The following is a 24,208-nucleotide window of genomic DNA, read 5'->3' on the forward strand; positions in this document are numbered from 1 at the left end:
TTTTTATGCCAATCCCTGTCTACGGCGCGCGAGATTGATCGGCCCGTCATGCAATTGCTTCAGCCGGTTCAGGGTGCGGCGCGTGCCGAGAATCACGCAGGTTTCCGGCTCGTCCGATGTATGCGCCTCCAGCCCCAGCGATTGCGAAAGATACGCCGCCATGCCGTACAGCTTGGATCCGCCGCCCGCCAGTGCCATGCCGGTCTCCGTCAAATCTCCGACCAGCTCCGGCGGCGTGCGCTCCAGCAGCGCACACACGGCTTGCCGGATGAGCTCCGCCTGTTCCCGCAAAAGCGGCATCAATTCTTCTGACGTCACGGTTTCGCAGGCGGGCAGCCCTGTAGATACGCGCCGTCCGCGCACCGGCACCGAACACAGCTCGTCTCTCGGCAACACGCTGCCGATGGTCTGTTTGATTTGTTCTGCTGCGGAAATTCCAATGAGCAGGTCATGCTGCTGCTTGACATACGCTTGAATGGCATCGTCGCAGCTGTCTCCGGCGATGCGAATGGATGCGGCGCACACGACAGCGCCCAAGGAAATCACCGCCAAATCCGTCGTCCCGCCGCCAATGTCAATGACCAGCGTGCCTTTGGGGCTGTCCGGATCGACACCGGCACCGGCAGCAGCGGCAACCGGCTGTTCCATCAGATATACCCGTGACGCGCCCGCCTGCATCCCCGCATCTATGACCGCGCGTTCCTCCAACTCGGACACCAAGGGCGGCACACAGACGAGCAGATTCGGACGCAAAAAACCGCCGCATCCGGCGCGCTTTAAGAATATTTTCGTCATGGCTCCGGCAATCGAACAATCGGTAATCACGCCGCCGCGCACCGGACGCACAGCCAGCAAATCCTCCGGTGTTCTGCCCAACATATCCCGCGCTTTTTGTCCCGCGCCGACAACACTTCCGGAGCTTCTTCGCATCGCCACCACCGACGGCTCGCGCAGCACAATTCCCTTTCCCTCTCGATACAGCAAAACCGACGATGTACCCAAATCCATCGCATAATCAAACATCCTGTGTTCCTCGCTTTCTGATTCCGAACGGCTATATCAAAGTATATGCCTGTCCGGTATGCGATGATACACAGGATGTTTATTTTTTGTTCGACAAATATTCAGGCTTTTGCCGCGGCAAGAACCCAAATTTTCTCCGGCTTTTTCTCGCGCAGCAATTGTGCGCAGTGGCTGACCGTGGCGCCGGTCGTGACAATATCATCAACCAGCAAAATGCGCTGACCGGCGAGCTCTCCCACATCTTTTCTGCGCACAAACGAGCGGGCTGCATTTTCCTGCCGCTGCGCGGCGGACAGCCGTGCTTGCTTGTGCGAGCGCAGCTTGCGTTGGAGCATTGGAACATACGGAACGCCCCACATCTCTGAGAGATACTTGGCAAATTCCTCGCTCTGATTGAATCCGCGCCGAAATTTGTGCCAGCCATGCATCGGCACACAGGTAATCACATCCGGCAGCGGCATCTGATGCCAATCCCACGCCTGTGCCATCAGCTCCGCAATCGGGTACAGGCGATATGGCTCATGCGCATATTTTATGTGCAGCAGGGCGGCGCGATAGCTGCCGCGGTATTGCGCCGCACAAACCAGATCACTGACATATTCCGGCGGATAACAGGTCAGCGTCTGCATCTCTGTCTCGATTTGCGCACGGCATGCTTTGCACAGCCCGCGTGCCTGTTCCGAAATCGTCTGTCCGCACAAAATACAATGGGTGGGAAACAGCAGTGACATCGCTTATTCCTCCTCCATGCGTGTCTGCGCGTCCTCCGGCATCTGCCGAATGAGCCGCGCACGCAGGGCACTATACCGCCGATTGCGCGTATTGGTGTGCACCATGGTTTCTGCCACATCCGAATCTCCGACGAGCACAAGCAGCTTCTTTGCACGCGTAATCGCCGTGTACAGAATATTTCGCGTCAGCAGACGCCTGCCGATGCCCGCGGGCAGAGCGACAATGACCGCATCAAATTCACTGCCCTGCGATTTGTGTACCGTCATAGCATAGGCAAGCTCCAATTCACCGAGCATATCAAACGTATAGTGTGCGAGCTTGTCATCAAACTGCACGCAGAGATTTTCATCGCGCAGAGAAATACCAACAATTTTTCCGACATCTCCGTTAAACATGCCGGTTCCTTCTTCCTCCGGATCGTGCTCTTTTTCCCACACAATGTCATAGTTATTGCGCACCTGCATGACGCGGTCTCCCAAGCGGAAAATCGTGTCTCCATATCGTTTTTCCGGCTTGCACGCATCCGGCGGATTGAGTGCGTCCTGCAGCATCCGGTTGAGCTGCTGGGTGCCTGCTGCCTGTCGGCGGGACGGAGTCAGCACTTGAATCTGCTCGGGAGAAAATCCATAGTAATCCGGCAGACGCTTGCGGCACAAATCCACGACCGTCTGCATGACGTCCTCCGCGCTGTGCTTGCGCATAATGAAGAAATCCCCATCGCGCCCGCCGCTGACCGGCATTTCTCCGCGGTTAATCGCGTGTGCATTGCGGACAATGGCGCTCTCCTGTGCCTGACGGAAAATCTCGTCCAATTCAACCGTATGAATGCGTTCCGAACTGATACAGTCGCGCAGAAAATTACCCGGGCCGACCGGCGGCAGCTGATCCGCGTCCCCGACCAGAATCAGACGCGTCTCCGGCGGCATCGCCTCCAGCAGTGCCTGCATCAGCACAATATCTATCATGGATACCTCATCCAGAATGACAACATCGCATTCCAGCGGGTTCATCTGATTGCGGGCAAAGACTGCCTTGCCCTCTCCGTTTCGATATCCGGATTCCAACAATCTATGGATGGTCTTGGCTTCGCGGTCACACAGCTCACTGAGGCGCTTGGCGGCGCGTCCTGTCGGTGCTGCGAGCACAACATCCAATCCCACGGCATCATAAAAATCCAGCATGCCGCGAACCGTTGTCGTTTTACCGGTACCCGGACCGCCGGTCAAAATCACCAAGCCATAGCGCGCTGCCCACTCAATGGCCTGCCGCTGGCGCGGCGCATAGACCACCGCACTGTTTTCCTCCAGTGTGGCGAGCAGCTCCTGTAAATTGAAATCATACTGATATTCCGTGTCAGAAAGCTCGGTCAAATAATCCGCGACAAAAACCTCCGCTTCGTGCATCGGATTCAAATACACCGCATCGCGGCGGCAAATATATTCACAAATCAATCTGCCATTGTCCTGCAGCTCGGCGAAATTATGCTCGAGCAGCGATTGCTCCGGCAGATAGCCATCTTCATCCTGCAATAGCTGCGCCGCTGTGGCAAGCAGCTTTTCTTTTGGAATAAATGTATGCCCGTTGTTCAAATTGAATTGCAGCGTGTATAAAATGCCCGCCTGCACCCGTTCCTCGGCGTCCCACGGCATACCCTGAGACAATGCCAGATCATCTGCCTGCTGAAAATCGACAGCAAATTCCTCGCTGCACAGCAAATAGGGATTGTCCAGCACATGATCAATGGCACTGTCCTTAAATCGCTTATACAATTGTGCGGCAAGCTGCGGCGGCAGCTGATTTTCCATCAAAAATTCCATCAGGCGGCGCATGGACGTCTGCTGACGGAATTGTTCGCCGATTTGCTCCGCCTTGCGCGCTGTGATGCCTGAAATATTGGACAGACGTTCCGGCTCGTTCGCCATGACGGCAAAGGTTTCTTCTCCAAAGCGGTCTGCGATTTTTTTTGCCAATTTGGGGCCGATTCCCTTGATAATACCGGAGGACAGATAATCTGCGATGCCCTTGACTGTCGCAGGCATACGCCGTTCAAAATATTCCGTCAAAAACTGTTCGCCATATGACGCATGGGTTGTCCAATGACCGGTCAGCATCAGCTCCTCGCCCAAGCAAATCTGCGGCATCGTGCCGACAGCCGTGACTTCTTCGCCGTCCTCTTCGACGAGCCGGATGACCGCATAGCCGTTGTCCTCGTTCTGATAGATGACGGCCTCCACGGTTCCGCTGATGCTTTGCAGTTCGTTTTCCATATGCCTTCCTCCTCTCTCGTCCTGTTTTATATGCTTTCCGTATTATAACACAACTGTTTTCCGAACGCAAAAAGTCCCGTCCGGATTTCTCCAGACGGGACAAAATGCACTTCAATAAGCGATCGAGTGTGTTCCGAAATTATTCGTAGATCTCGGTAACAACGCCGGAACCAACGGTACGGCCACCCTCACGGATAGCGAAACGCAGGCCCTTCTCGATAGCGATCGGGGTGATCAGAGCTACGTCCATATCAACGTTGTCGCCCGGCATGCACATCTCAGTGCCTTCCGGCAGAGTGATAACGCCAGTAACGTCAGTGGTACGGAAGTAGAACTGCGGACGGTAGTTGTTGAAGAACGGAGTATGGCGGCCGCCCTCTTCCTTCTTCAGAACGTATACCTGACCCTTGAACTTGGTGTGCGGATGGATGGTGCCCGGCTTAGCCAGTACCTGACCACGCTCAACCTCGTTCTTCTGGATACCACGCAGCAGGGTGCCGATGTTGTCGCCAGCTTCAGCGTAGTCCAGCAGCTTGCGGAACATTTCGATACCGGTAATAACGGTCTTGCGCGGAGCGTCCATCAGACCTACGATTTCGACTTCTTCGCCCATTTTGATCTGGCCACGCTCTACACGACCGGTAGCAACGGTACCACGACCGGTGATGGAGAATACGTCCTCGACCGGCATCAGGAACGGCTGGTCAGCCTTACGCTCCGGAGTCGGGATGTACTCGTCAACAGCGTCCATCAGCTCATGGATGCAAGCGTACTCCGGTGCATTCGGATCGGTGGACTCGCACTCCAGAACGCCCAGAGCGGTGCCGCGGATGATCGGAACGTCGTCGCCCGGGAAGTCGTAGTCGTTCAGCAGCTCACGGATCTCCATCTCTACCAGATCCAGCAGCTCCTCGTCGTCTACCTGGTCAACCTTGTTCATGAATACAACGATATACGGTACGCCTACCTGACGAGCCAGCAGGATGTGCTCGCGGGTCTGCGGCATCGGGCCGTCAGCAGAAGATACTACCAGGATAGCACCGTCCATCTGAGCAGCGCCAGTGATCATGTTCTTTACATAGTCAGCATGGCCCGGGCAGTCAACGTGAGCGTAGTGACGCTTAGCGGTCTTGTACTCTACGTGAGCGGTGTTGATGGTGATGCCGCGCTCCTTCTCTTCCGGAGCCTTATCGATCTCATCATACTTCATAACCTCAGCTTCGCCTTCCAGGCCGAGAACCTTGGTGATTGCAGCGGTAAGGGTGGTCTTGCCGTGGTCAACGTGGCCGATGGTGCCAATGTTAACATGAGGCAGGTCTCTTACGTACTTTTCCTTTGCCATTGTTGGAATCCTCCTTCAATATAGTTGAACTAGCGTAGTAAAATACAGCTATATTTTATAATAATACCCACAAAATTGCAAGCATTACCGCACAGATTTCACAGAGAAATCTGCAAAATCCGAAATCAGGCTCTCTCTCTCTTGCGAAAGAGAGCCTGTATTTTTAGAAATTAGCCCTGAGACTTGTTGCGGTTAGAGATAATCTTGTCCGCAATGCTCTTCGGGATTTCAGCATAGTGGCTCGGCTGCATAACATACTGACCACGACCCTGAGAACGGGAGCGCAGATCGGTAGCGTAACCGAACATCTCGGACAGCGGAACCTTTGCCGAGATAGCCTGTACGGCGCCACGCGGCTCCATGCCCTGAATCTGGCCACGGCGGGAGTTCAGGTCGCCGATAACGTCGCCCATGTATTCCTCCGGAACCATAACGTCAACCTGCATGATCGGCTCGGTCAGAACCGGATCAGCCTTCTTCATAGCTTCCTTGAACGCCATAGAACCAGCGATCTTAAATGCCATTTCGGAGGAGTCGACTTCATGATAGGAACCATCATACAGCGTAACCTTGCAGTCAACTACCGGATAGCCTGCCAGAATACCATTCTGCATAGCGCCCTGGATACCCTGGTTAACCGGCTCGATGTATTCCTTCGGAATAGCACCGCCGACAACTGCATTTACGAACTCGTAACCAGCGCCCGGCTCGTTCGGCTCCAGCGTGATCTTAACATGACCATACTGACCCTTACCACCAGACTGACGAGCGTACTTGGTCTCGACGTCTGCCTTGCGGCGGATGGTTTCCTTGTAAGCAACCTGCGGCTTGCCTACGTTAGCCTCAACCTTAAACTCGCGGAGCAGACGGTCAACGATGATCTCCAGATGGAGCTCACCCATACCAGCAATGATGGTCTGACCGGTCTCTTCGTCGGTGTAGGTCTTGAAGGTCGGGTCTTCTTCTGCCAGCTTAGCCAGCGCGATACCCATCTTTTCCTGACCTGCCTTGGTCTTCGGCTCGATAGCAACACGGATAACCGGATCCGGGAAGTCCATAGACTCCAGGATGATCGGGTGCTTTTCGTCGCACAGCGTGTCGCCGGTGGTGGTGTTCTTGAAGCCTACAGCGGCTGCAATATCGCCGGAGTATACCTTGGTGATATCCTCACGATGGTTTGCATGCATCAGCAGGATTCGACCCATTCTCTCGCGCTTGTCCTTGGTAGCGTTGAGAACGGAAGTACCAGCCTCAAGAGTACCGGAGTATACGCGGAAGAAGGACAGACGGCCAACGAACGGGTCGGTGGCAATCTTGAACGCCAGTGCAGAGAACGGAGCCTCGTCATCGGACGGACGCTCATCCTCTTCGTCGGTATCCGGATTGACACCCTTGATCGGCGGGATATCAATCGGAGCCGGCATGTAATCAACAATTGCATCCAGAAGCATCTGAACGCCCTTGTTGCGGTAAGCGGTACCACACAGTACCGGAACCAGCTTGTTGTCGATGGTAGCCTTGCGGAGTGCCTTCTTCAGATCCTCAACCGGAATCTCTTCGCCCTCCAGGTACATCATCATCAGATCTTCGTCGGTATCGCAGATCAGCTCTACCATCTCGTCATGGTACTGCTGTGCCTTCTCAACCATATCTGCCGGGATGTCCTCATCACGGACGTCCTTGCCGAGGTCATCATAGTAAACCTCTGCGCGCATGGTCATCAGGTCGATGATGCCAACGAAATCGCTCTCAGCGCCGATCGGCAGCTGAATCGGAACCGGAACGCACTTCAGGCGATCCTTCATCATCTGAACAACGTTATAGAAGTTTGCGCCCATGATGTCCATCTTGTTGACGAACGCCATACGCGGAACCATATAATCGTTAGCCTGGTGCCATACAGTCTCGGACTGCGGCTCTACGCCACCCTTTGCGCAGAATACACAAACGGAACCGTCCAGTACGCGCAGGGAACGCTGTACTTCTACAGTGAAGTCAACGTGACCCGGGGTGTCGATGATGTTGATTCGGTTGCCCTTCCAGTGGCAGGTAGTAGCAGCGGAAGTGATCGTGATGCCACGTTCCTTCTCCTGTACCATCCAGTCCATCTGGGAAGCGCCTTCATGGGTCTCACCGATCTTGTGGGTACGACCAGTGTAGTACAGAATACGCTCTGTAGTAGTGGTCTTACCAGCATCGATATGAGCCATGATACCAATGTTTCTAGTATTTTCCAGTGAAAACTCTCTTGGCATGGTATTTCTCCTTTCGTAAAGTCACCCGGTTACAGATTAGTATCTGTAATGAGCAAATGCCTTGTTAGCCTCTGCCATCTTATGGGTATCTTCACGCTTCTTAACAGAACCGCCCAGATTGTTCACTGCATCCATGATCTCGCCAGCCAGTCTCTCTGCCATTGTTCTCTCGGAACGAGCACGGGAGTACTTGGTGATCCAGCGCAGACCCAGAGTCTGACGTCTTTCCGGACGAACTTCCATCGGAACCTGGTAGGTAGCACCGCCGACACGGCGAGCCTTAACTTCCAGGGACGGCATGATGTTATCCATAGCCTCGATAAATACTTCTAACGGATCGCGGCCAGACTTCTCCTTCACGATGTCAAAAGCACCGTAAACAACCTTCTGAGCAACACCCTTCTTGCCATCCAGCATGATGGAGTTAATCAGCTTGGTAACGAGCTGGGAACCGTAGATCGGATCCGCCAGAACTTCTCTCTTGGGAACAAAACCTCTTCTTGGCACGATACTTCCCTCCTTCACAATAATGATTTCATAGGTACTTCAAAAGCCACCCCTGGCTTTTGTCATCGCCTGTCCGAGGTGTCTGAAATAAAATCTATTCAAACAACGCTCAGGACAAAGCTTTTTTTGCTTTGCTGAACTGTGTTCAAGTCAAACGCACGGGTGATGTGTGGGTTTTAGGCTCTTAGGCTTACTTGCCTGCCTTCGGACGCTTTGCGCCGTACTTGGAACGAGCCTGATTGCGGTTTGCAACGCCCTGGGTATCCAGAGTGCCGCGGATGATGTGGTAACGTACACCCGGAAGGTCCTTGACACGACCGCCGCGTACCATTACTACGGAATGCTCCTGCAGGTTGTGGCCGATACCCGGGATGTAAGCGGAAACTTCCATACCGTTGGTCAGCTTAACACGGGCTACCTTACGCAGTGCGGAGTTCGGCTTCTTCGGAGTCATGGTCTTAACAGTAGTGCATACGCCTCTCTTCTGCGGAGAAGACTGCTTGGTCTCCTTCTTCTTCAGAGAGTTCAGACCTACCTGAAGTGCCGGGGCAGTGGACTTGTACTCAGTTTCCTTTCTACCCTTGCGAACGAGCTGGTTAAAGGTTGGCATTTAACTTGCACCTCCTTCAAAAGATTGAATAGATTTATATTTCAGCGGGAATTTGTCCCGTTAAAATCAGTCGATAACGGTGACGACTGCTGCGCCGACTGCAATGCCGACCGCGCTTCCAAGTTCCTTCATTGTCGAAACTTCTGTCACCGGAACATTGTGTGCTTCACACAGTTCATAGATCGGTGCGGTAATCCGACGCTCTGCGTCCGCCGCAATGAATGCATGTGTTGCACTGCCGTCACGGATGACTTTTTTTGACTGCTTGACGCCGACGACCTTTGCCGCCGAGGACAGCTGAGAGAGCATAGATATACCTCCTTATCGCATACCCGTTTATTTTACCCCATAAGTCGCATCCTGTCAATGCTTTTTTTCCGAATTCTACGAACCTGAAAACAGGATGTCCTTCTTTTCGGAATTTATGCGTAATATTGCACAAACGACAAGAAACTTCCTATGAAACGGCAAAATTTTCCGGTTTTTCGCATATGCAGGACACGTTCTCTATTCCTGCATATAGTTATCGAAAAAGACCCTTCAGATCGTAGAAAAGTCCTTTTTCGTACAGCAATTGATATTTTTTCTGTGCGGATACCGTCGAACGCCGGTAGACCTCTGCATGATAGTCCTGATATCCCGCAGCCAAAAACGCACAGAGACACACTGCAAGCACCATTGTGCACGCGATTTGCTTTTTCTTCACAGCCTCCGCAATCCACAGCCATACGGCATACAGAAGCAGCGCCGCGGCTGTCAGACAAAACAGATACAGGCCATACGTTGCGAACCGGCTGTAATACAACTGTTTTTTGCACGCACCGTGCAGCACGGCATCTATGCGCGCGAGATGCACACCGTACAAAATCAGCGCCAGCGCCACGAAAAAGCACGTGTATTTCCAGATTTTCTCGTGTTTCATAACAAAAAACTCCCTCTCGGGGATTGTGTTTACTTGACACAGTATAGCACACCATACCGAAAATTTCATCTGTGAAAGTTGACAAAAATCCCCTCGGAGAAATCCGAGGGGATTTTCATATCTATAAAGATCGTTTAGTCCATATTGTGGATCTCTTCGTAATGACCGTTGCGGTATTCCTTCAGACCAGAGCCTGCCGGAATCAGCTTACCGATCAGAACGTTCTCCTTCAGACCGGTCAGCGGATCGATCTTACCCTTGATTGCAGCATCGGTCAGGACACGCGTGGTCTCCTGGAAGGATGCAGCGGACAGGAAAGACTCGGTAGCCAGTGCAGCCTTTGTGATACCCATGAGTACCGGAGAAGCGGTTGCAAAGGTCAGTCCGGTTTCGCCTGCGTCCATGCGCTCCTGTACCTTCTCGTTTGCATCTTCCAGCTCGAGAATGGTCAGCATTGCGCCCGGCAGCAGATCGGTGTCGCCTGCGTCCTCAACCTTGATCTTGCGCATCATCTGACGAACAATAACTTCAATATGCTTGTCGTTCAGATCTACACCCTGCTGACGGTATACCTTCTGAACTTCCTTCAGCAGGTAATCCTCAACGGCACGCGGATTCAGGATACGCAGAATGTCATGCGGATTCAGAGCGCCTTCATTGAGCTGGAAGCCCTGCGGAATGACATCGCCATCATGTACGCGAATGCCAGAGGAAGAAGCCAGCTGGTAGCTCTTGGTCTCGCCAGTCTGCTGGTTGACAACGTTTACGGTACGAACCGTGGTACGCTTGGACTCTTCAATGGTAACTACGCCGCCGATTTCAGCCAGAGTAGCAACCTTCTTCGGCTTTCTAGCCTCGAACAGTTCTTCAACTCGCGGAAGACCCTGCGTAATATCGGAACCTGCGATACCGCCGGAATGGAAGGTACGCATGGTAAGCTGGGTGCCCGGCTCGCCGATGGACTGTGCTGCGATAACGCCGACAGCCTCGCCCATTGCGCACTCTGCATTGAATGCCAGGTTGGAACCATAGCAGTGTGCACAAACGCCCTTGCGTGCACGGCACTGCAGAACGGTACGAATCTGTACCTTCTTGATGCCAGCGGCAACGATGCGCTCTGCATCCTGCTCGTTCATCATATCTTCCTTGTGCTGGAGAATCTCACCGGTCTCCGGATGAACCACATCGTCAACCGGGTAACGGCCAACCAGACGCTCAGCCAGCGGCTCGATGCAGGAATTGCCTTCCATGATGTCCTCGACCCAAATACCGATCTTCGCGCCGCAGTCTTCCTCACGGATGATAACTTCCTGAGATACGTCAACCATTCGACGGGTCAGGTAACCAGAGTCGGCGGTACGCAGTGCGGTATCTGCCAAGCCCTTACGAGCGCCTCGAGCGGAGATGAAGTACTCCAATACCGACAGACCCTCACGGAAGTTTGACTTAACCGGAATCTCGATGGTACGGCCGGCTGCGTTTGCCATCAGACCTCGCATACCTGCCAGCTGACGGATCTGGTTGATAGAACCTCGCGCACCAGACTGTGCCATCATGTGAATCGGGTTAAAGCGGTCGCTTTCCATCTTTTCCTGCAGTGCGTCGGTTACAACCTTGGTGGTCTCCTCCCACTCCTTAACAACCAGACGATAACGCTCGGTGTCCGTGATGAAGCCGCGCTTGTACTTGCGGTCAATTGCTGCAACCTTCTTCTCAGAAGCTTCGATCAAGCTCTGCTTCTGCTCCGGAACAGCGATATCAGAGAAGGATACGGTCAGCGCACCCTTGGTAGAGTACTTATAGCCCATTGCCTTGATGGCGTCCAGCACCTCAGCGGTGGTGTTAAAGCCATGCTTGCGAATGCACTTGTCAATGATCTTGCCCAGCTGCTTCTTGCCGCAAGTCTGCATGATTTCCAGCTTGAGCATATCTTCCTTGGTATGTCTCTCGATAAAGCCCAGATCCTGCGGAATCTTCTGGTTGAAGATCAGGCGGCCTGCGGTTGCATCGACGATGCCGGTAACGGTCTCGCCGTCTACGACAACGCTTCTGCGTACCTTAATCGGTGCATGAATACCGATAACACCCTCATCGTATGCCATCAGAGCCTCGTCCTCATTGCGGAATACCTTGCCAGCACCCTTTTCGGTGTCGCGGTCGATGGTCAGATAATAAGAACCAAGTACCATATCCTGAGACGGTACGGTTACCGGCTTGCCGTCCTGCGGCTTGAGCAGGTTGTTGGCAGACAGCATCAGCAGACGTGCTTCAGCCTGTGCCTCAACAGACAGCGGCAGATGCACAGCCATCTGGTCACCGTCGAAGTCGGCGTTAAATGCGGTACAAACCAGCGGATGCAGCTTGATTGCACGGCCTTCTACCAGAATCGGCTCGAATGCTTCGATACCCAGACGGTGCAGCGTCGGTGCACGGTTGAGCAGAACCGGATGACCCTTGATGACGGTCTCGAGTGCGTCCCAAACCTCCGGCTTGCCGCGCTCTACCATCTTCTTGGCAGACTTGATGTTGGATGCAACACCGGTCTGAACCAGACGCTTCATGATAAACGGCTTGAACAGCTCGATTGCCATTTCCTTCGGCAGGCCGCACTGATAAATCTTCAGATCCGGACCTACGACGATTACGGAACGGCCGGAGTAGTCAACACGCTTGCCCAGCAGGTTCTGACGGAAACGTCCCTGCTTGCCCTTCAGCATATCGGAGAGCGACTTGAGCGGGCGGTTGTTCGGGCCGGTTACCGGACGGCCGCGGCGGCCGTTGTCGATCAGCGCGTCAACTGCTTCCTGCAGCATGCGCTTCTCATTGCGAACAATGATGTCCGGAGCGCCCAGCTCCAGCAAGCGCTTCAGACGGTTATTTCTGTTGATAACGCGGCGATACAGATCGTTCAGGTCGGAAGTCGCAAAACGACCGCCGTCCAGCTGTACCATCGGACGGATTTCCGGCGGGATGACCGGAACAACGTCCATAATCATCCACTCCGGACGGTTGCCGGACTGGCGGAATGCCTCGACAACCTCCAAACGCTTGATAATGCGAACGCGCTTCTGACCCGTTGCATTCTTCAGCTCAGCCTTGAGATCTGCGCTTAGCTGCTCCAGATCCAATTCCTTCAGCAGCTTCTGGATTGCCTCAGCACCCATAGCAGCTTCGAAATCGTCCTCGAACTTCTCGCGCATGTCGCGGTACTCGCGCTCGGTCAGAATCTGCTTCTTAATCAGACCGGTGCCCTCGCCCGGATCGGTTACGATGTATGCTGCAAAGTACAGCACCTTCTCCAAAAGACGCGGGGACATGTCCAGAATCAGACCCATGCGGGACGGAATGCCCTTAAAGTACCAGATGTGAGATACCGGAGCTGCCAGCTCGATATGACCCATGCGCTCACGGCGTACCTTGGACTTGGTAACTTCAACACCGCAGCGCTCACAGATCTTGCCCTTATAGCGAACCTTCTTGTAGCGTCCGCAGTGGCACTCCCAGTCCTTCTGCGGTCCAAAGATGCGCTCACAGAACAGACCGTCGCGCTCCGGCTTCAGTGTTCTATAGTTGATGGTTTCCGGCTTCTTGACCTCGCCGTAAGACCACTCGCGGATGAGCTCCGGCGAAGCAAGGCCGATTTTAATTGCATTAAACGTATTGTATCCCATGCTTACTCCTCCGTATCGCTGTCAAAACCGTCGTCGCTGCCGAACAGATCGTCTGCATCTGCACTGGTGTCGGTGTAAGCCGCGTCATCTTCCATCAGCGGATGATCGCCGTCTTCTGCATCCGAAACACCGTAGCCGGCTGCTTCAAACTCCTCAGCGGTTGCATGAGAGCGGTTCTCGCGCTCAACCTGGCTGAAGTTGGTGGTTTCATCATCGTCGTCGGTCAGAATGATTTCCTCACCCTGCTCGTCCAGTACACGAATATCCAAGCACAGGGACTGCAGTTCCTTGATGAGTACCTTGAAGGATTCCGGAATACCGGCTGCCGGGATGTTGTGACCCTTGACAATTGCCTCGTAGGTCTTGACACGGCCGACAATATCGTCGGACTTGACGGTCAGGATTTCCTGCAGGGTGTACGCTGCGCCGTATGCCTCGAGGGCCCAAACTTCCATCTCGCCGAAACGCTGGCCGCCGAACTGTGCCTTGCCGCCGAGCGGCTGCTGGGTTACCAGAGAGTACGGGCCGGTAGAACGTGCATGAATCTTATCATCAACCAGATGATGCAGCTTCAGGTAATACATGTAACCAACGGTTACTTCGTTGTCAAACTTCTCGCCGGTACGTCCGTCATACAGAACAGACTTACCGTTCGGGTTCTTGCCAGCTGCCTTGAGGGCATCGGCAATGTCCTGCTCGCTCGCGCCGTCAAATACCGGAGTCGCAATCTTCCAGCCCATGCTCATTGCAGCATAGCCCAGATGTACTTCCAGTACCTGTCCGATGTTCATTCGGGACGGCACGCCCAACGGGTTCAGCACGATATCCAGCGGAGTACCGTCTTCGAGGAACGGCATATCCTCCTGCGGCAGAATGCGGGAAACAACACCCTTGTTACCATGGCGGCCTGCCATCTTATCGCCGACAGAGATCTTTCTCTTCTGTGCGATATAAACGCGAACCGTCATGTTTACGCCTGGAGACATGTCATCTCCGCCCTCACGGGTGAATACCTTGACATCGACAACGATGCCGGCCTCACCGTGCGGTGCGCGCAGAGAGGTATCACGCACTTCGCGTGCCTTCTCGCCGAAGATAGCGCGCAGCAGGCGCTCTTCTGCGGTCAGCTCGGTCTCGCCCTTCGGGGTAACCTTACCAACCAGAATATCACCGGAATGAACCTCAGCGCCGATGCGGATAATGCCGCGCTCGTCCAGATCACGCAGTGCGTCATCACCGACGTTCGGAATGTCACGGGTGATTTCTTCCGGTCCCAGCTTGGTGTCACGGGACTCGGATTCGTATTCTTCAATATGAATTGAGGTGTATACGTCGTCACGAACCAGACGCTCGTTGAGCAGTACAGCATCCTCGTAGTTATAACCTTCCCAGGTCATGAAGCCGATCAGTGCGTTCTTGCCCAGTGCAACTTCGCCGTTGCAGGTAGCCGGACCGTCAGCCAGTACATCGCCCTTCTTGACGCGCTCGCCCAGATTGACAATCGGACGCTGGTTGATACAGGTGGACTGATTGGAACGCAGGAACTTGGTCAGACGATAGGTCTTTTCGCCCATCGTGTCGTAGTTTACGGTCACTTCACGCGCGGTAACGCGGGTAACGGTACCGTCACCCTCTGCCAGCGGAACAATGCCGGAGTCTACACATGCCTTGTACTCCATGCCGGTACCGACAGCCGGAGCCTCGGTCTTGAGCAGCGGCACAGCCTGACGCTGCATGTTCGCGCCCATCAGTGCACGGTTTGCGTCATCGTGATCCAGGAACGGAATCATGGCAGTTGCAACCGATACCATCATGCGCGGAGATACGTCCATCAGATCGACATCCTGACGGTCTACTTCGACGATTTCTTCGCGGCAGCGGCAGGTGATACGCGGGTTTGCGAGGCAGCCGTTTTCATCCAGCGGCTCGTATGCCTGGCATACGGTGTATTCATCCTCGACATCAGCGGTCATGTACTGAATTTCATCGGTGACACGGCCGGTTTCCTTATCAATGAAACGATACGGTGCTTCTACAAAGCCGAAATCGTTGATGCGTGCGTAGGTTGCGAGGTAAGAGATCAGACCGATGTTCGGACCTTCTGGGGTCTCAATCGGGCACATACGGCCGTAGTGGCTGTAATGTACATCTCGAACTTCAAAGGATGCACGGTCACGGGACAGACCGCCAGGACCCAATGCGGACATACGGCGCTTGTGCGTCAGCTCAGACAGCGGGTTGTTCTGGTCCATGAACTGGGACAGCGGAGAAGATCCGAAGAACTCCTTGATTGCCGCAGTGACCGGACGAATGTTAATCAGGGACTGCGGGGTAACGATGTCCAGATCCTGAATGGTCATGCGCTCACGAATGACACGCTCCATACGGGAGAAGCCGATGCGGAACTGGTTCTGCAGCAGCTCACCAACGCAGCGCAGACGACGGTTGCCCAGATGGTCGATGTCGTCGGTGTTGCCGATGTCATGGCCAAGACCCAGCAGATAGCAGATGGATGCCAGCATATCATCAACGATGATGTGCTTCGGAATCAAATCATCCTTGGCAGCCTTGATGTCGTCAATCAGCTCGTCCTCGCTCTTGCCCTCGGTCTGTGCATTTTCCAGCAGCTCCTTGAGCACTTCAAAGCGAACCTTTTCCTTAATGCCGCACTTCTCCTGCGGGTTAAAGGAAACGAAGTCCTTCATGTCAACCATGCCGTTGCCGAATACCTTGACCTTGGTGCCGTCATTTGCTTCGATGATGGTGCCGTGTACGCCGCGGCGTGCAATTTCATTTGCCAGCTCGCGGGAACACAGCGTGCCTTCCTCTGCAATGATTTCGCCGGTCATCGGATCGGTGACGGTCTCGCACAGCGTGTGACCTGCCAGACGGCGTGCAATGTTCAGCTTCTTGTTATACTTGTAACGACCTACCGCAGAAATGTCATAGCGGCGGGTGTCAAAGAACAGCGCATTGAGCAGGCTGCGGGAAGAATCCACCGTTGGCGGCTCGCCCGGACGCAGCTTCTTATAAATCTCAATCAGTGCTTCCTCAACGGTCTTGGACGGATCCTTGTCCAGCGTTGCGAGAATGCGCTCGTCCTCACCGAACATCTCAATAATCTCTGCATCGGTCTCTACGCCGATTGCGCGGATGAAAGAGGTGATCGGAATTTTTCTATTCTTATCAATGCGGACATAGAATACATCGTTGCTGTCGGTCTCGTACTCGAGCCAAGCGCCGCGGTACGGGATAACCGTTGCGGACAGCAGCGGCTTGTCGGTCTTGTCCAGCGTCATGCCGTAGTATACGCCCGGGGAACGGACGATCTGGGATACGATAACGCGCTCTGCGCCGTTGATAATGAAGGTGCCGGAATCTGTCATCTTCGGGAAGTCACCCATGAACAGCTCCTGCTCCTTGATTTCGCCTGTCTCGCGGTAACGCAGACGCATGCGGACGCGCAGCGGGCAAGCGTACGTTGCATCGCGCGCCTTGCACTCCTCTACGCTGTATTTCGGCTCGTCATCGAGCTTATAGTCGATGAACGACAGTTCCAGATTGCCTGTATAGTCGGTGATGCAAGCGACGTCCTCAAAGACCTCGCGCAGACCATCGGTCAGGAACCATTCGTAGGATTTTTTCTGAACCTCGATCAGGTTCGGCATTTCCAGAACTTCCGGAATTCTGGCAAAGCTCTTTCTGGTGGTGCGTCCATATTGCACATCATGAACGTGTACGCCATTGATCGTTGCTTCATTTGCCATATTGTACCCATCACTCCGTTTCTCAAGTATTCGATACGCCCGGCTGCGTAGTGATTATTGCTTCTTCGTTTCTTGCATCTTCGGTGAAAAAATGCTAGAATATTTTTAGTGAACGTTTCCACCGTCCTATGTGGAAACTAATTTATAATACCACAAAACACCCATTTTGTCAAGAATCGGATGGGTGCGCTGTCCCGTCGCTTCCGCCAGTTTTCGGCGAAATGCGGCGTTTTCTTTTATCCACATTGTCGGATGTGTCTCAAATCCGGAAAAAAATTTTGCCCCGCTTTTGCTGTGCGCAGTGAGCGGGGCATTGTCGTCTGTCTTGTCAGATGTGCAATTTTTATATCCAAAAGGCAACAGATTGCAGTCATCAGACGTTTGTGCTGATTTTTTTCGTCTCTGCTTCCTTCCAGAACGGAGAATGAAATTGCAGCTGTTCCGGCAAATGGCTCTGATCATTCCAGAGCACCACGCGATAGCTGCCGTCTTGGTCAAATTGAATGCAGCTCACGGAAGCATTTGCCAAAATCTGCGGCGGAAGCGCATCGAACGGAATGCCCAAGCTGCCAATGCTGCACAGCAGCGCGAAGCCATGCGACACAATCGCAATGGTTTTGTCTCGTTCTTTGCTGACAATTTTTTCAATCGTACCCAGCACACGCGCATGCACCTGCTCCGCGCTCTCGCCGTCCGGCGGGTTAAATTTTGCCGGATGCTCACGGAAATTGCGCATGACATCAGGATAATCCCGTATATTTTCATCATTTGTTCTGCCTTCCAGTGCGCCGCCGTCTATCTCTCGCAGACCGTCGCAGCAAATCGGCTGCACAGGCAGATGCGCGCACACGCCCTCCGCAGTCTGATACGCGCGCCGAAGCGGACTGGTGTACACGGCATCCAGCGGAATATGGGCAAATCGTTCGCCCAAGCATGCCGCCTGCTTTCGTCCCTTCTCTCCCAGCGGGATGTCTGACCGTCCCTGAAACCGTCCGGCAATGTTATTCTCGGTTGTGCCGTGCCGGATAAAATACACGGTCGTCATATCACAATTCCTCCTCGTTTGCACGAAAGGCGACCTCTCGGCCGCCTTTTTCCAGTTATTGTTGATCTTTTTTCACCGGCATGCACTGCAGGTATTGTCCGTACAGCGTCTTGCTCAGCTCATCGCCCAAGCTGTGCACCTGCTCCACCGTAATCAGTCCCTGCTCACAGGCAATTTCCTCCGGGCAAGCAACATACCGTCCGGTGCGCGTCTGTACCTCTCGAATCCGATTGCCGGCCTCCAGTAGGCTCTCTGCGGTTCCCGCATCCAGCCAAACAAAATCGTTGTCCAGCGGCGCAACCTTTAGGCTGCCGCGGCGCAGATATTCCAGATTGACATCGGTGATTTCCAGCTCGCCGCGCGCCGACGGCTTGAGATTGCGCGCAATGTCCAGTACATCGCTGTCATAAAAATACAAGCCCGGAATGATATAGTTGGATTTCGGAAAGCGCGGCTTTTCCTCAATGCTCAGCGCATTGCCGTCTGCGTCAAATTCTACAACGCCAAACGGGCGCGGATCTTCTACATAATAGCCAAATACCAGCGCGCCTTCCGTCAGCTCTCTGCCCTTCTTGAGGAACAGATAATCGCGGCTCTCATCATAAAAGATGTTGTCGCCCAGCACCAGACAAACCGAATCGCCCTTGATAAAGTCCTCTGCAACGAGGAATGCGTCCGCAATGCCGCGCGGCACCTTCTGCACCGCATACGAAATATGCGCGCCCCATGCGCTGCCGTCACCGAGCAGCTTGCTAAAGGTTTCTTCTTCTCCCTCCGGAATAATGACCATAATATCCGTGATACCAGCCTGAAGCAGAATGCTGAGCGGGTAATAAATCAGCGGCTTGTCATATACCGGCAGCAGCGGCTTGCAAATCATACGGGTCATCGGATACAGTCGTGTACCCTTGCCAGCTGCCAGAATCAATCCTTTCATGTAATAACTCCTTCTACAATCCTATTTTTCAAACTACTTTCCTATGATGCGCATTTTTCTATGTATATGCGCAAACAGTTCCATTTTTATTATGGCACTCGTCTTACCACTTGTCAAGGAAACACAGCGCTTTTTGCGCAATATATATTACATCAATCCCATACTGCGCAGCAGGAAAATCCAGCCCGTCAGTGTGACGGAGGAAAGCAGCGTTGTCAGCACAATGATACTTGTGGAAAGTTCTCCGTCATTTCCCATATTGGTCGCCATGACATAGCAGGAAACCGTCGTCGGAGAGCCCAGCATAATCAAGGCAGCAACCAGCTCCGCATCCTGCAATCCGAGCGCAATGGCAAGCGGCAGAAATACTGCCGGCAAAAAGACCAATTTGATTGCGGTTGCCCAAAGCGTCGGTTTGATTTTCGCCAACGCCTTGGTTCCCTCAAATCCGGCGCCGACAACGAGCAGCGCGAGCGGCGTCGCCGTTGCGCCGACGCTTTCAATCATCTTGAGCGGAATGGTTGGAATCTCTATGCGCAGCAGGGAAAACGGCAGTCCGAGCACAATGCCGATAATAATCGGATTTTTGAGCACATTGATGCATGCTTTGCGAATCGCCCCTGTGCCATGCTGTCCGCCGTTGGCGGAAAATGTCAAAATAATGACCGAGTAAATATTAAACAGCGGCACGGCAGACACAATCATCAGGGGCGCCAAGCCGGCATTGCCGTACATATTCTCCACAAATGCAATGCCCAAAATCGCCGCACTGCTTCGCACAGACGCCTGTGCAAACGCACCGACCAAGCTTTTGTCCTTGAGAATATGCGCCGCCAAAAACCAGACGCCCAAAAACACCAGCGTCGTGACGCCCGCACAGTACAGCACAAACGACAGCTTGAAATCTTCATATAAATTGGTTTGTGCGATATCGCGGAACAGCAACACCGGCAGGGCAACCAAAAACACATACTTGTTGCCGACACGGCAAAATTCATCTGTAAACAATCCGATTTGCTTGAGTATATAACCGAGCACGATGACCAGAAACACCGGCATCGTGGCGTTCAAGCTAAAAATAAAACTATCCATGTCCACCTCTGAAAACGATATTTTTTCTTGTTCAGTATAGCATATTTTTTCAAGCCACACAGCTTTTTATCACAAACACACCATTTTTAGCCCAAAAATCTGCGAATTGCACAAAAATTTGACCAAAAAAGCCCGTACCAAGCTATTTGCACAAAAAAGTCCTCGTTATTTTGGCGGTTTTACCACTATAAATTACAAGGCAGTTGTGATATATTTACAATTGTACTTTTTAGCAGGAGTACTGCATGACCCGCCTTATACAGAAGGCGGGAGTGAAATGCCATACAGAGAAGAGAGAGAAACGAGACGGTTGGGTGAACCGTCTCGTTTCGTTTTTATCCGGCATATCAAAAGAAGTTCCGTCAATTGACGGAACTTCTTTTCTCATGCTTATTCTGTCTCGTCTGCATCCGCTTGATTCTTGCTGTTCGCATAGGTTCGCAGCATATGCAGCGTCAACGTGATAAAGATGACGCAGATACAGCCATCCGTCAGTGCTTCCAGCAGATGTCCGCCCTGCATCAGCAAAACAATTGCATCATACAGCCGACGCACAGCGAGCACAGCAAATCCAAACGCCGCCAAGCGATACCGCATACCCAGATACATACAGAAGCACAGCGCCAGCAGTACCTCTACATGCTGCACGCCAAACGCAGCGAACACGAGGGACGCCGCCACGATAACAACCGCAAAAACCGCGGTCAGCACACGCTGTTTGCGTTGTTCCGCCTGTTCCGGCGTCAGCTCCGGTTTTTGTTCCGGCGGCTCCGGTTGTTCGTCTGGCCGTTCCTGCGGCTCTGCCCGCTTGACAGGATTAACCGCGCCCTCATCGTCCATCAGCAGCTGCTCCAGCGAAAATTTTTCCGCAGGCTGCGCCGGCCGTTGTTCTGCCAAAACCGGTTCCGGTTCGTACTCCTCCGGCTCGTCCGCTTCTTCCTGAAACATATCAAACATATCGGCAAACAGCGACTTCTTTTGGTCCGGCTGTTCGTCCGGTTCCGGTTGTTCGTCTGGCTGTTGCATCTGTTCCGGTTGTTCCTGTTGTATGATGTCAGCTTTCGGCAGAAACATCGTGGACGTATCCACCTCTTCCGGCTCGTCCGGTTTCTCCGACAGCTCCGGCTTCGGAATTGCCATGGTGCAGTCCTCGGCCTGTTCCGGTTCCTGCACCTCTTGCTCCTGTTTCTCCGCAAAAAGAAACGGCGGACGAATCGAATCGGAAAATCCGATGTGCTGTGCAACCGTATCTGAAATAGTATCAATGGTATCCGGCTGTTCCGGTTCCTCTGCAATCTGCATATGCGGGTCGGTGTCCTGCATCGCTTCTTCCGCCCGTCTCAATCGCTCCTGCATGCAGTGCGGTATCAACGTCTGTGCCGCGAAACCTGCAATGGTCAGCACAACGCCCAAACCAATCTGCACCGGCACAGAAGCAATCGACAGCAGCTGCGCCAGTACAATGCCCGCCGGAATGCCCAGCAAGCTGGTTGCAATCAGATACGCCGGCACGCGGAACAGCACACCGGTCACACCGAACAGCACAAAGCATGCCAGCAAAACGAGCATCAGTCCGCCGTCAACGACCTGTTCCACAAACGCGCCCGGCACATATCCAATCAGCGCGCCGAGCATGCCGCACGCCAAGAATACGCCAAGGTGTGTCACACGGTACGCGATTATGCCGAGCACAATGCCCAGCACCAGCATCGCCGCAGAGGACCACGCCAATCCGCCATTGGCAACGCCCAGCGAACCGAGCACGCCGGTCAGGCAAATGCCCAGACACACGCCGGTTACCGCGCCATACAGTGCACTGACCCAGCGCACAATCCAGCACCCCGTGAAGCACAAGACTCCCAGCACAAGCAGCAACAGCAGCTTTGCCAGCGTGCCTTCGTACAGCGAGGCAGCTGTTTGCAGTGCGATTTCAAATGCACTGTTTATGCTAACATTCATAGTTCATCAAACCTCTTTATTTTTATTCTGATTCCATGCTCTGTTTCCACTGGCACACACCATTTGCAATGCCAACCGCAATATTCTGTCGATATTCCTGCTGTTTGAGCTGCTCATTTTCTTGTGCATTGCTCAAAAAGCCCATCTCCAGCAAAATACACGGTACTTCAGACCAGTTAAATCCGGTCAAATCGCTGCGCGGTGTCAATCCGCGGCTATCCGCACCGGTCTGCTGCGTCACAGCCTGCAAAATAATCTGCGCAGCCTGTGCACTCGGCTGTTCAATCGAGGGTGTGCCCAGCAAATCTCCCGCCGGCACCTGCATAGACATGCCGGACGGCTGACTGCTTTCCGAACCGTCCGCATGAATGCGAATACACAAATCTACATGCGCTTCATTCGCCATGCTGGCGCGCTGCTGATTGCTCACGGTTGCCGCATGGTCTTGACGCGTCATCACAACCTGCGCGCCGCGCGCCTCCAGCTCTGCGCGAGCCAGCTCCGCCACCGCAAGATTGAGTTCTTCCTCCGTCTGGCCATCGCCTTCCGCACCGCTGACATAGGCAGGCTTGGTCTCCTGCGACAGCGGTGACACGCGCTCGGATGCGCTGGCATCCGTCACGCCGTGACCGGGGTCTAAGCACAGAACGACACCGGCGAGCGGCTGCGCCTGCTCGTCTTGGACTGCCGCATCGTCCAGCGGCGGGTCAACAATCACCGCTTGCTGCGGTGCGCTGCCCGCATCCGCCGAACCGGCGTCTGTATCCGGCACACTGCCGCACCCGCCGAGCAGCAGCAGCGTGATGAAGCTGCCTGTTATCAGATGTCTTATCGCCATCCCTTGCTCTCCTCATACGAAACCAATGTGGCAATGTTCGTGCGTTCCACATCCGAGAGCCGAGAATCAATATTGCTCGATGTACAGGAGCTGTCTCTGTGATACCATGTCTTGCCGGAAAAATAATTCTGCCAGCGCGTACTGTTGAAGGCATAGCCATGCCGCGCATAAATTTCATTGCGAATGGCCGCCACGGTGTCCTGATTCAAACCGCTCAAATCACTGGTGACAATATATTCCGTATCTGACGGCCAGAGATAGCCGTTGTTTCCTACCTCATCGTAATAATCATTGGCATGCGCCGCATCGGCACCATAATAATAGTAATTGTTTGTCACTTGAGAATCAGACGATGCTTTCGCCTTTTCTGTTTGTTCGCTTTTCTTTGCTTCCCCGCTGTCCGCCGAAGCTGTTCTTTGTGTCGGCTGCTGTACCTGCTCGGACTGGCTCTGCTTGGACGCCTCCATCTGCGCCTGTTGATTGCCTCTGGTCACAACGGTCAAACAGATGATGCAGACAATCAAGACGATCGCCACCGCAAGAATCGCGCCAATGATGACGGAGTTGCTGCGGTGTGCCCGACGAATCGGAATGCCTTCCTGCATCTGCGCCTGTGCTGCCTTTCCGGAAACGCGGCATCCGCACTGTGGACAGAAATCCGCATCTTCAGGGATATGTGCACCGCACCGGTTGCAATACATATCTGCTTCCTCCTATTATTTCATTCGATAATTACATTCATTATATCATGTCACACCTGTCCTGTCACGTATTTCCTATTCCAGCGCAAAAAACCGGCTGATTCCGCACCAAAAACGGTATCAGCCGGTTTTTCCCTACAATTATTTTCCTACACTGATACGTGTCAGCGCACGTTTGAGTCTTGCCTGCGCCAATTCCTGATCGCGGGCATCTGCGCGCTGCTGCAGCAGCTGCTCTGCGCGCTGCCGTGCGCGCTCGGCGCGGTCGACATCAATGTCTTCCGCCCATTCGAACGTCGTAGCAGCCAGATTCACTTGGTTGTCCCGCACGGACAGCATGCCGCCGATACACGCCGCACGGCGCGTCTCACCGTCTGCGCCCGTCACGCGGCATTCGCCCATACCCAACGCCGTCAGATACGGAATGTGATTCGCCAGAATGCTGACGTCACCGTCAATCGTCCGGACAAGCACGCGCTGCGCCTCGCCATTGAAGAACTCACCGTCCGCCGTCACAATGCGAAGATGGAATACACTCAT

18 protein-coding genes are annotated in these 24,208 nt (G+C 53.7%); all 18 read right to left on the reverse strand.

Annotation, left to right across the window (positions count from 1 at the left end):
* Window positions 1-3: 3 nt before the first annotated feature.
* Window positions 4-1,023, reverse strand: a complete 1,020-nt coding sequence (gene mreB / locus KQI75_RS05845; RefSeq protein ID WP_216469787.1) for a rod shape-determining protein — start codon at window positions 1,021-1,023, stop codon at window positions 4-6.
* Between the two features lie 101 nt (window positions 1,024-1,124).
* The gene (locus KQI75_RS05850) at window positions 1,125-1,754 is read right to left on the reverse strand and encodes a ComF family protein (RefSeq protein ID WP_216469788.1); all 630 of its coding nucleotides are present in this window, start codon (window positions 1,752-1,754) and stop codon (window positions 1,125-1,127) included.
* Between the two features lie 3 nt (window positions 1,755-1,757).
* On the reverse strand, window positions 1,758-4,022 hold the full coding sequence (recD2, locus tag KQI75_RS05855) for an SF1B family DNA helicase RecD2 (protein ID WP_216469789.1): 2,265 nt from the start codon (window positions 4,020-4,022) through the stop codon (window positions 1,758-1,760).
* A gap of 139 nt (window positions 4,023-4,161) precedes the next feature.
* A complete protein-coding gene (tuf, locus tag KQI75_RS05860) occupies window positions 4,162-5,364 on the reverse strand; it encodes an elongation factor Tu (RefSeq protein WP_216469790.1) in 1,203 nt (400 codons plus the stop codon).
* Between the two features lie 170 nt (window positions 5,365-5,534).
* Entirely contained in the window at window positions 5,535-7,619 is a 2,085-nt protein-coding gene (gene fusA / locus KQI75_RS05865) for an elongation factor G (protein ID WP_216469791.1), read from the reverse strand.
* Between the two features lie 36 nt (window positions 7,620-7,655).
* Window positions 7,656-8,126, reverse strand: coding sequence for a 30S ribosomal protein S7 (rpsG, locus tag KQI75_RS05870; RefSeq protein ID WP_216469792.1), 471 nt, complete (start codon window positions 8,124-8,126; stop codon window positions 7,656-7,658).
* Between the two features lie 190 nt (window positions 8,127-8,316).
* Window positions 8,317-8,736: a 30S ribosomal protein S12 gene (gene rpsL / locus KQI75_RS05875; protein ID WP_216469793.1), complete on the reverse strand. Its 420-nt coding sequence runs from the start codon at window positions 8,734-8,736 to the stop codon at window positions 8,317-8,319.
* 66 nt (window positions 8,737-8,802) lie between these two features.
* A complete protein-coding gene (locus KQI75_RS05880) occupies window positions 8,803-9,045 on the reverse strand; it encodes a L7Ae/L30e/S12e/Gadd45 family ribosomal protein (RefSeq protein WP_216469794.1) in 243 nt (80 codons plus the stop codon).
* Between the two features lie 214 nt (window positions 9,046-9,259).
* The gene (locus KQI75_RS05885) at window positions 9,260-9,658 is read right to left on the reverse strand and encodes a hypothetical protein (protein ID WP_216469795.1); all 399 of its coding nucleotides are present in this window, start codon (window positions 9,656-9,658) and stop codon (window positions 9,260-9,262) included.
* Window positions 9,659-9,792: 134 nt separating this feature from the next.
* Window positions 9,793-13,329, reverse strand: coding sequence for a DNA-directed RNA polymerase subunit beta' (rpoC, locus tag KQI75_RS05890; protein ID WP_216469796.1), 3,537 nt, complete (start codon window positions 13,327-13,329; stop codon window positions 9,793-9,795).
* Window positions 13,330-13,331: 2 nt separating this feature from the next.
* The gene (rpoB, locus tag KQI75_RS05895) at window positions 13,332-17,096 is read right to left on the reverse strand and encodes a DNA-directed RNA polymerase subunit beta (RefSeq protein WP_216469797.1); all 3,765 of its coding nucleotides are present in this window, start codon (window positions 17,094-17,096) and stop codon (window positions 13,332-13,334) included.
* A 373-nt stretch (window positions 17,097-17,469) separates the two neighbouring features.
* Complete coding sequence (locus KQI75_RS05900) at window positions 17,470-18,141, reverse strand: histidine phosphatase family protein (RefSeq protein ID WP_216469798.1); 672 nt, start codon at window positions 18,139-18,141, stop codon at window positions 17,470-17,472.
* 55 nt (window positions 18,142-18,196) lie between these two features.
* Window positions 18,197-19,078: a glucose-1-phosphate thymidylyltransferase RfbA gene (gene rfbA, locus KQI75_RS05905; protein WP_216469799.1), complete on the reverse strand. Its 882-nt coding sequence runs from the start codon at window positions 19,076-19,078 to the stop codon at window positions 18,197-18,199.
* A gap of 147 nt (window positions 19,079-19,225) precedes the next feature.
* Complete coding sequence (locus tag KQI75_RS05910; protein WP_216469800.1) at window positions 19,226-20,170, reverse strand: AEC family transporter; 945 nt, start codon at window positions 20,168-20,170, stop codon at window positions 19,226-19,228.
* A 390-nt stretch (window positions 20,171-20,560) separates the two neighbouring features.
* On the reverse strand, window positions 20,561-22,129 hold the full coding sequence (locus KQI75_RS05915; RefSeq protein ID WP_216469801.1) for a TMEM198/TM7SF3 family protein: 1,569 nt from the start codon (window positions 22,127-22,129) through the stop codon (window positions 20,561-20,563).
* Window positions 22,130-22,151: 22 nt separating this feature from the next.
* The gene (locus KQI75_RS05920) at window positions 22,152-22,967 is read right to left on the reverse strand and encodes an N-acetylmuramoyl-L-alanine amidase family protein (RefSeq protein ID WP_216469802.1); all 816 of its coding nucleotides are present in this window, start codon (window positions 22,965-22,967) and stop codon (window positions 22,152-22,154) included.
* Entirely contained in the window at window positions 22,958-23,668 is a 711-nt protein-coding gene (locus KQI75_RS05925) for a YARHG domain-containing protein (RefSeq protein ID WP_216469803.1), read from the reverse strand. The genes KQI75_RS05920 and KQI75_RS05925 overlap by 10 nt, the downstream gene beginning before the upstream one ends.
* Before the next feature lie 141 nt (window positions 23,669-23,809).
* Complete coding sequence (atpC, locus tag KQI75_RS05930) at window positions 23,810-24,208, reverse strand: ATP synthase F1 subunit epsilon (RefSeq protein ID WP_216469804.1); 399 nt, start codon at window positions 24,206-24,208, stop codon at window positions 23,810-23,812.

This window comes from Butyricicoccus intestinisimiae, assembly GCF_018918345.1.
In the GTDB taxonomy this organism is placed as follows: Bacteria; Bacillota; Clostridia; order Oscillospirales; family Butyricicoccaceae; genus Butyricicoccus_A; species Butyricicoccus_A intestinisimiae.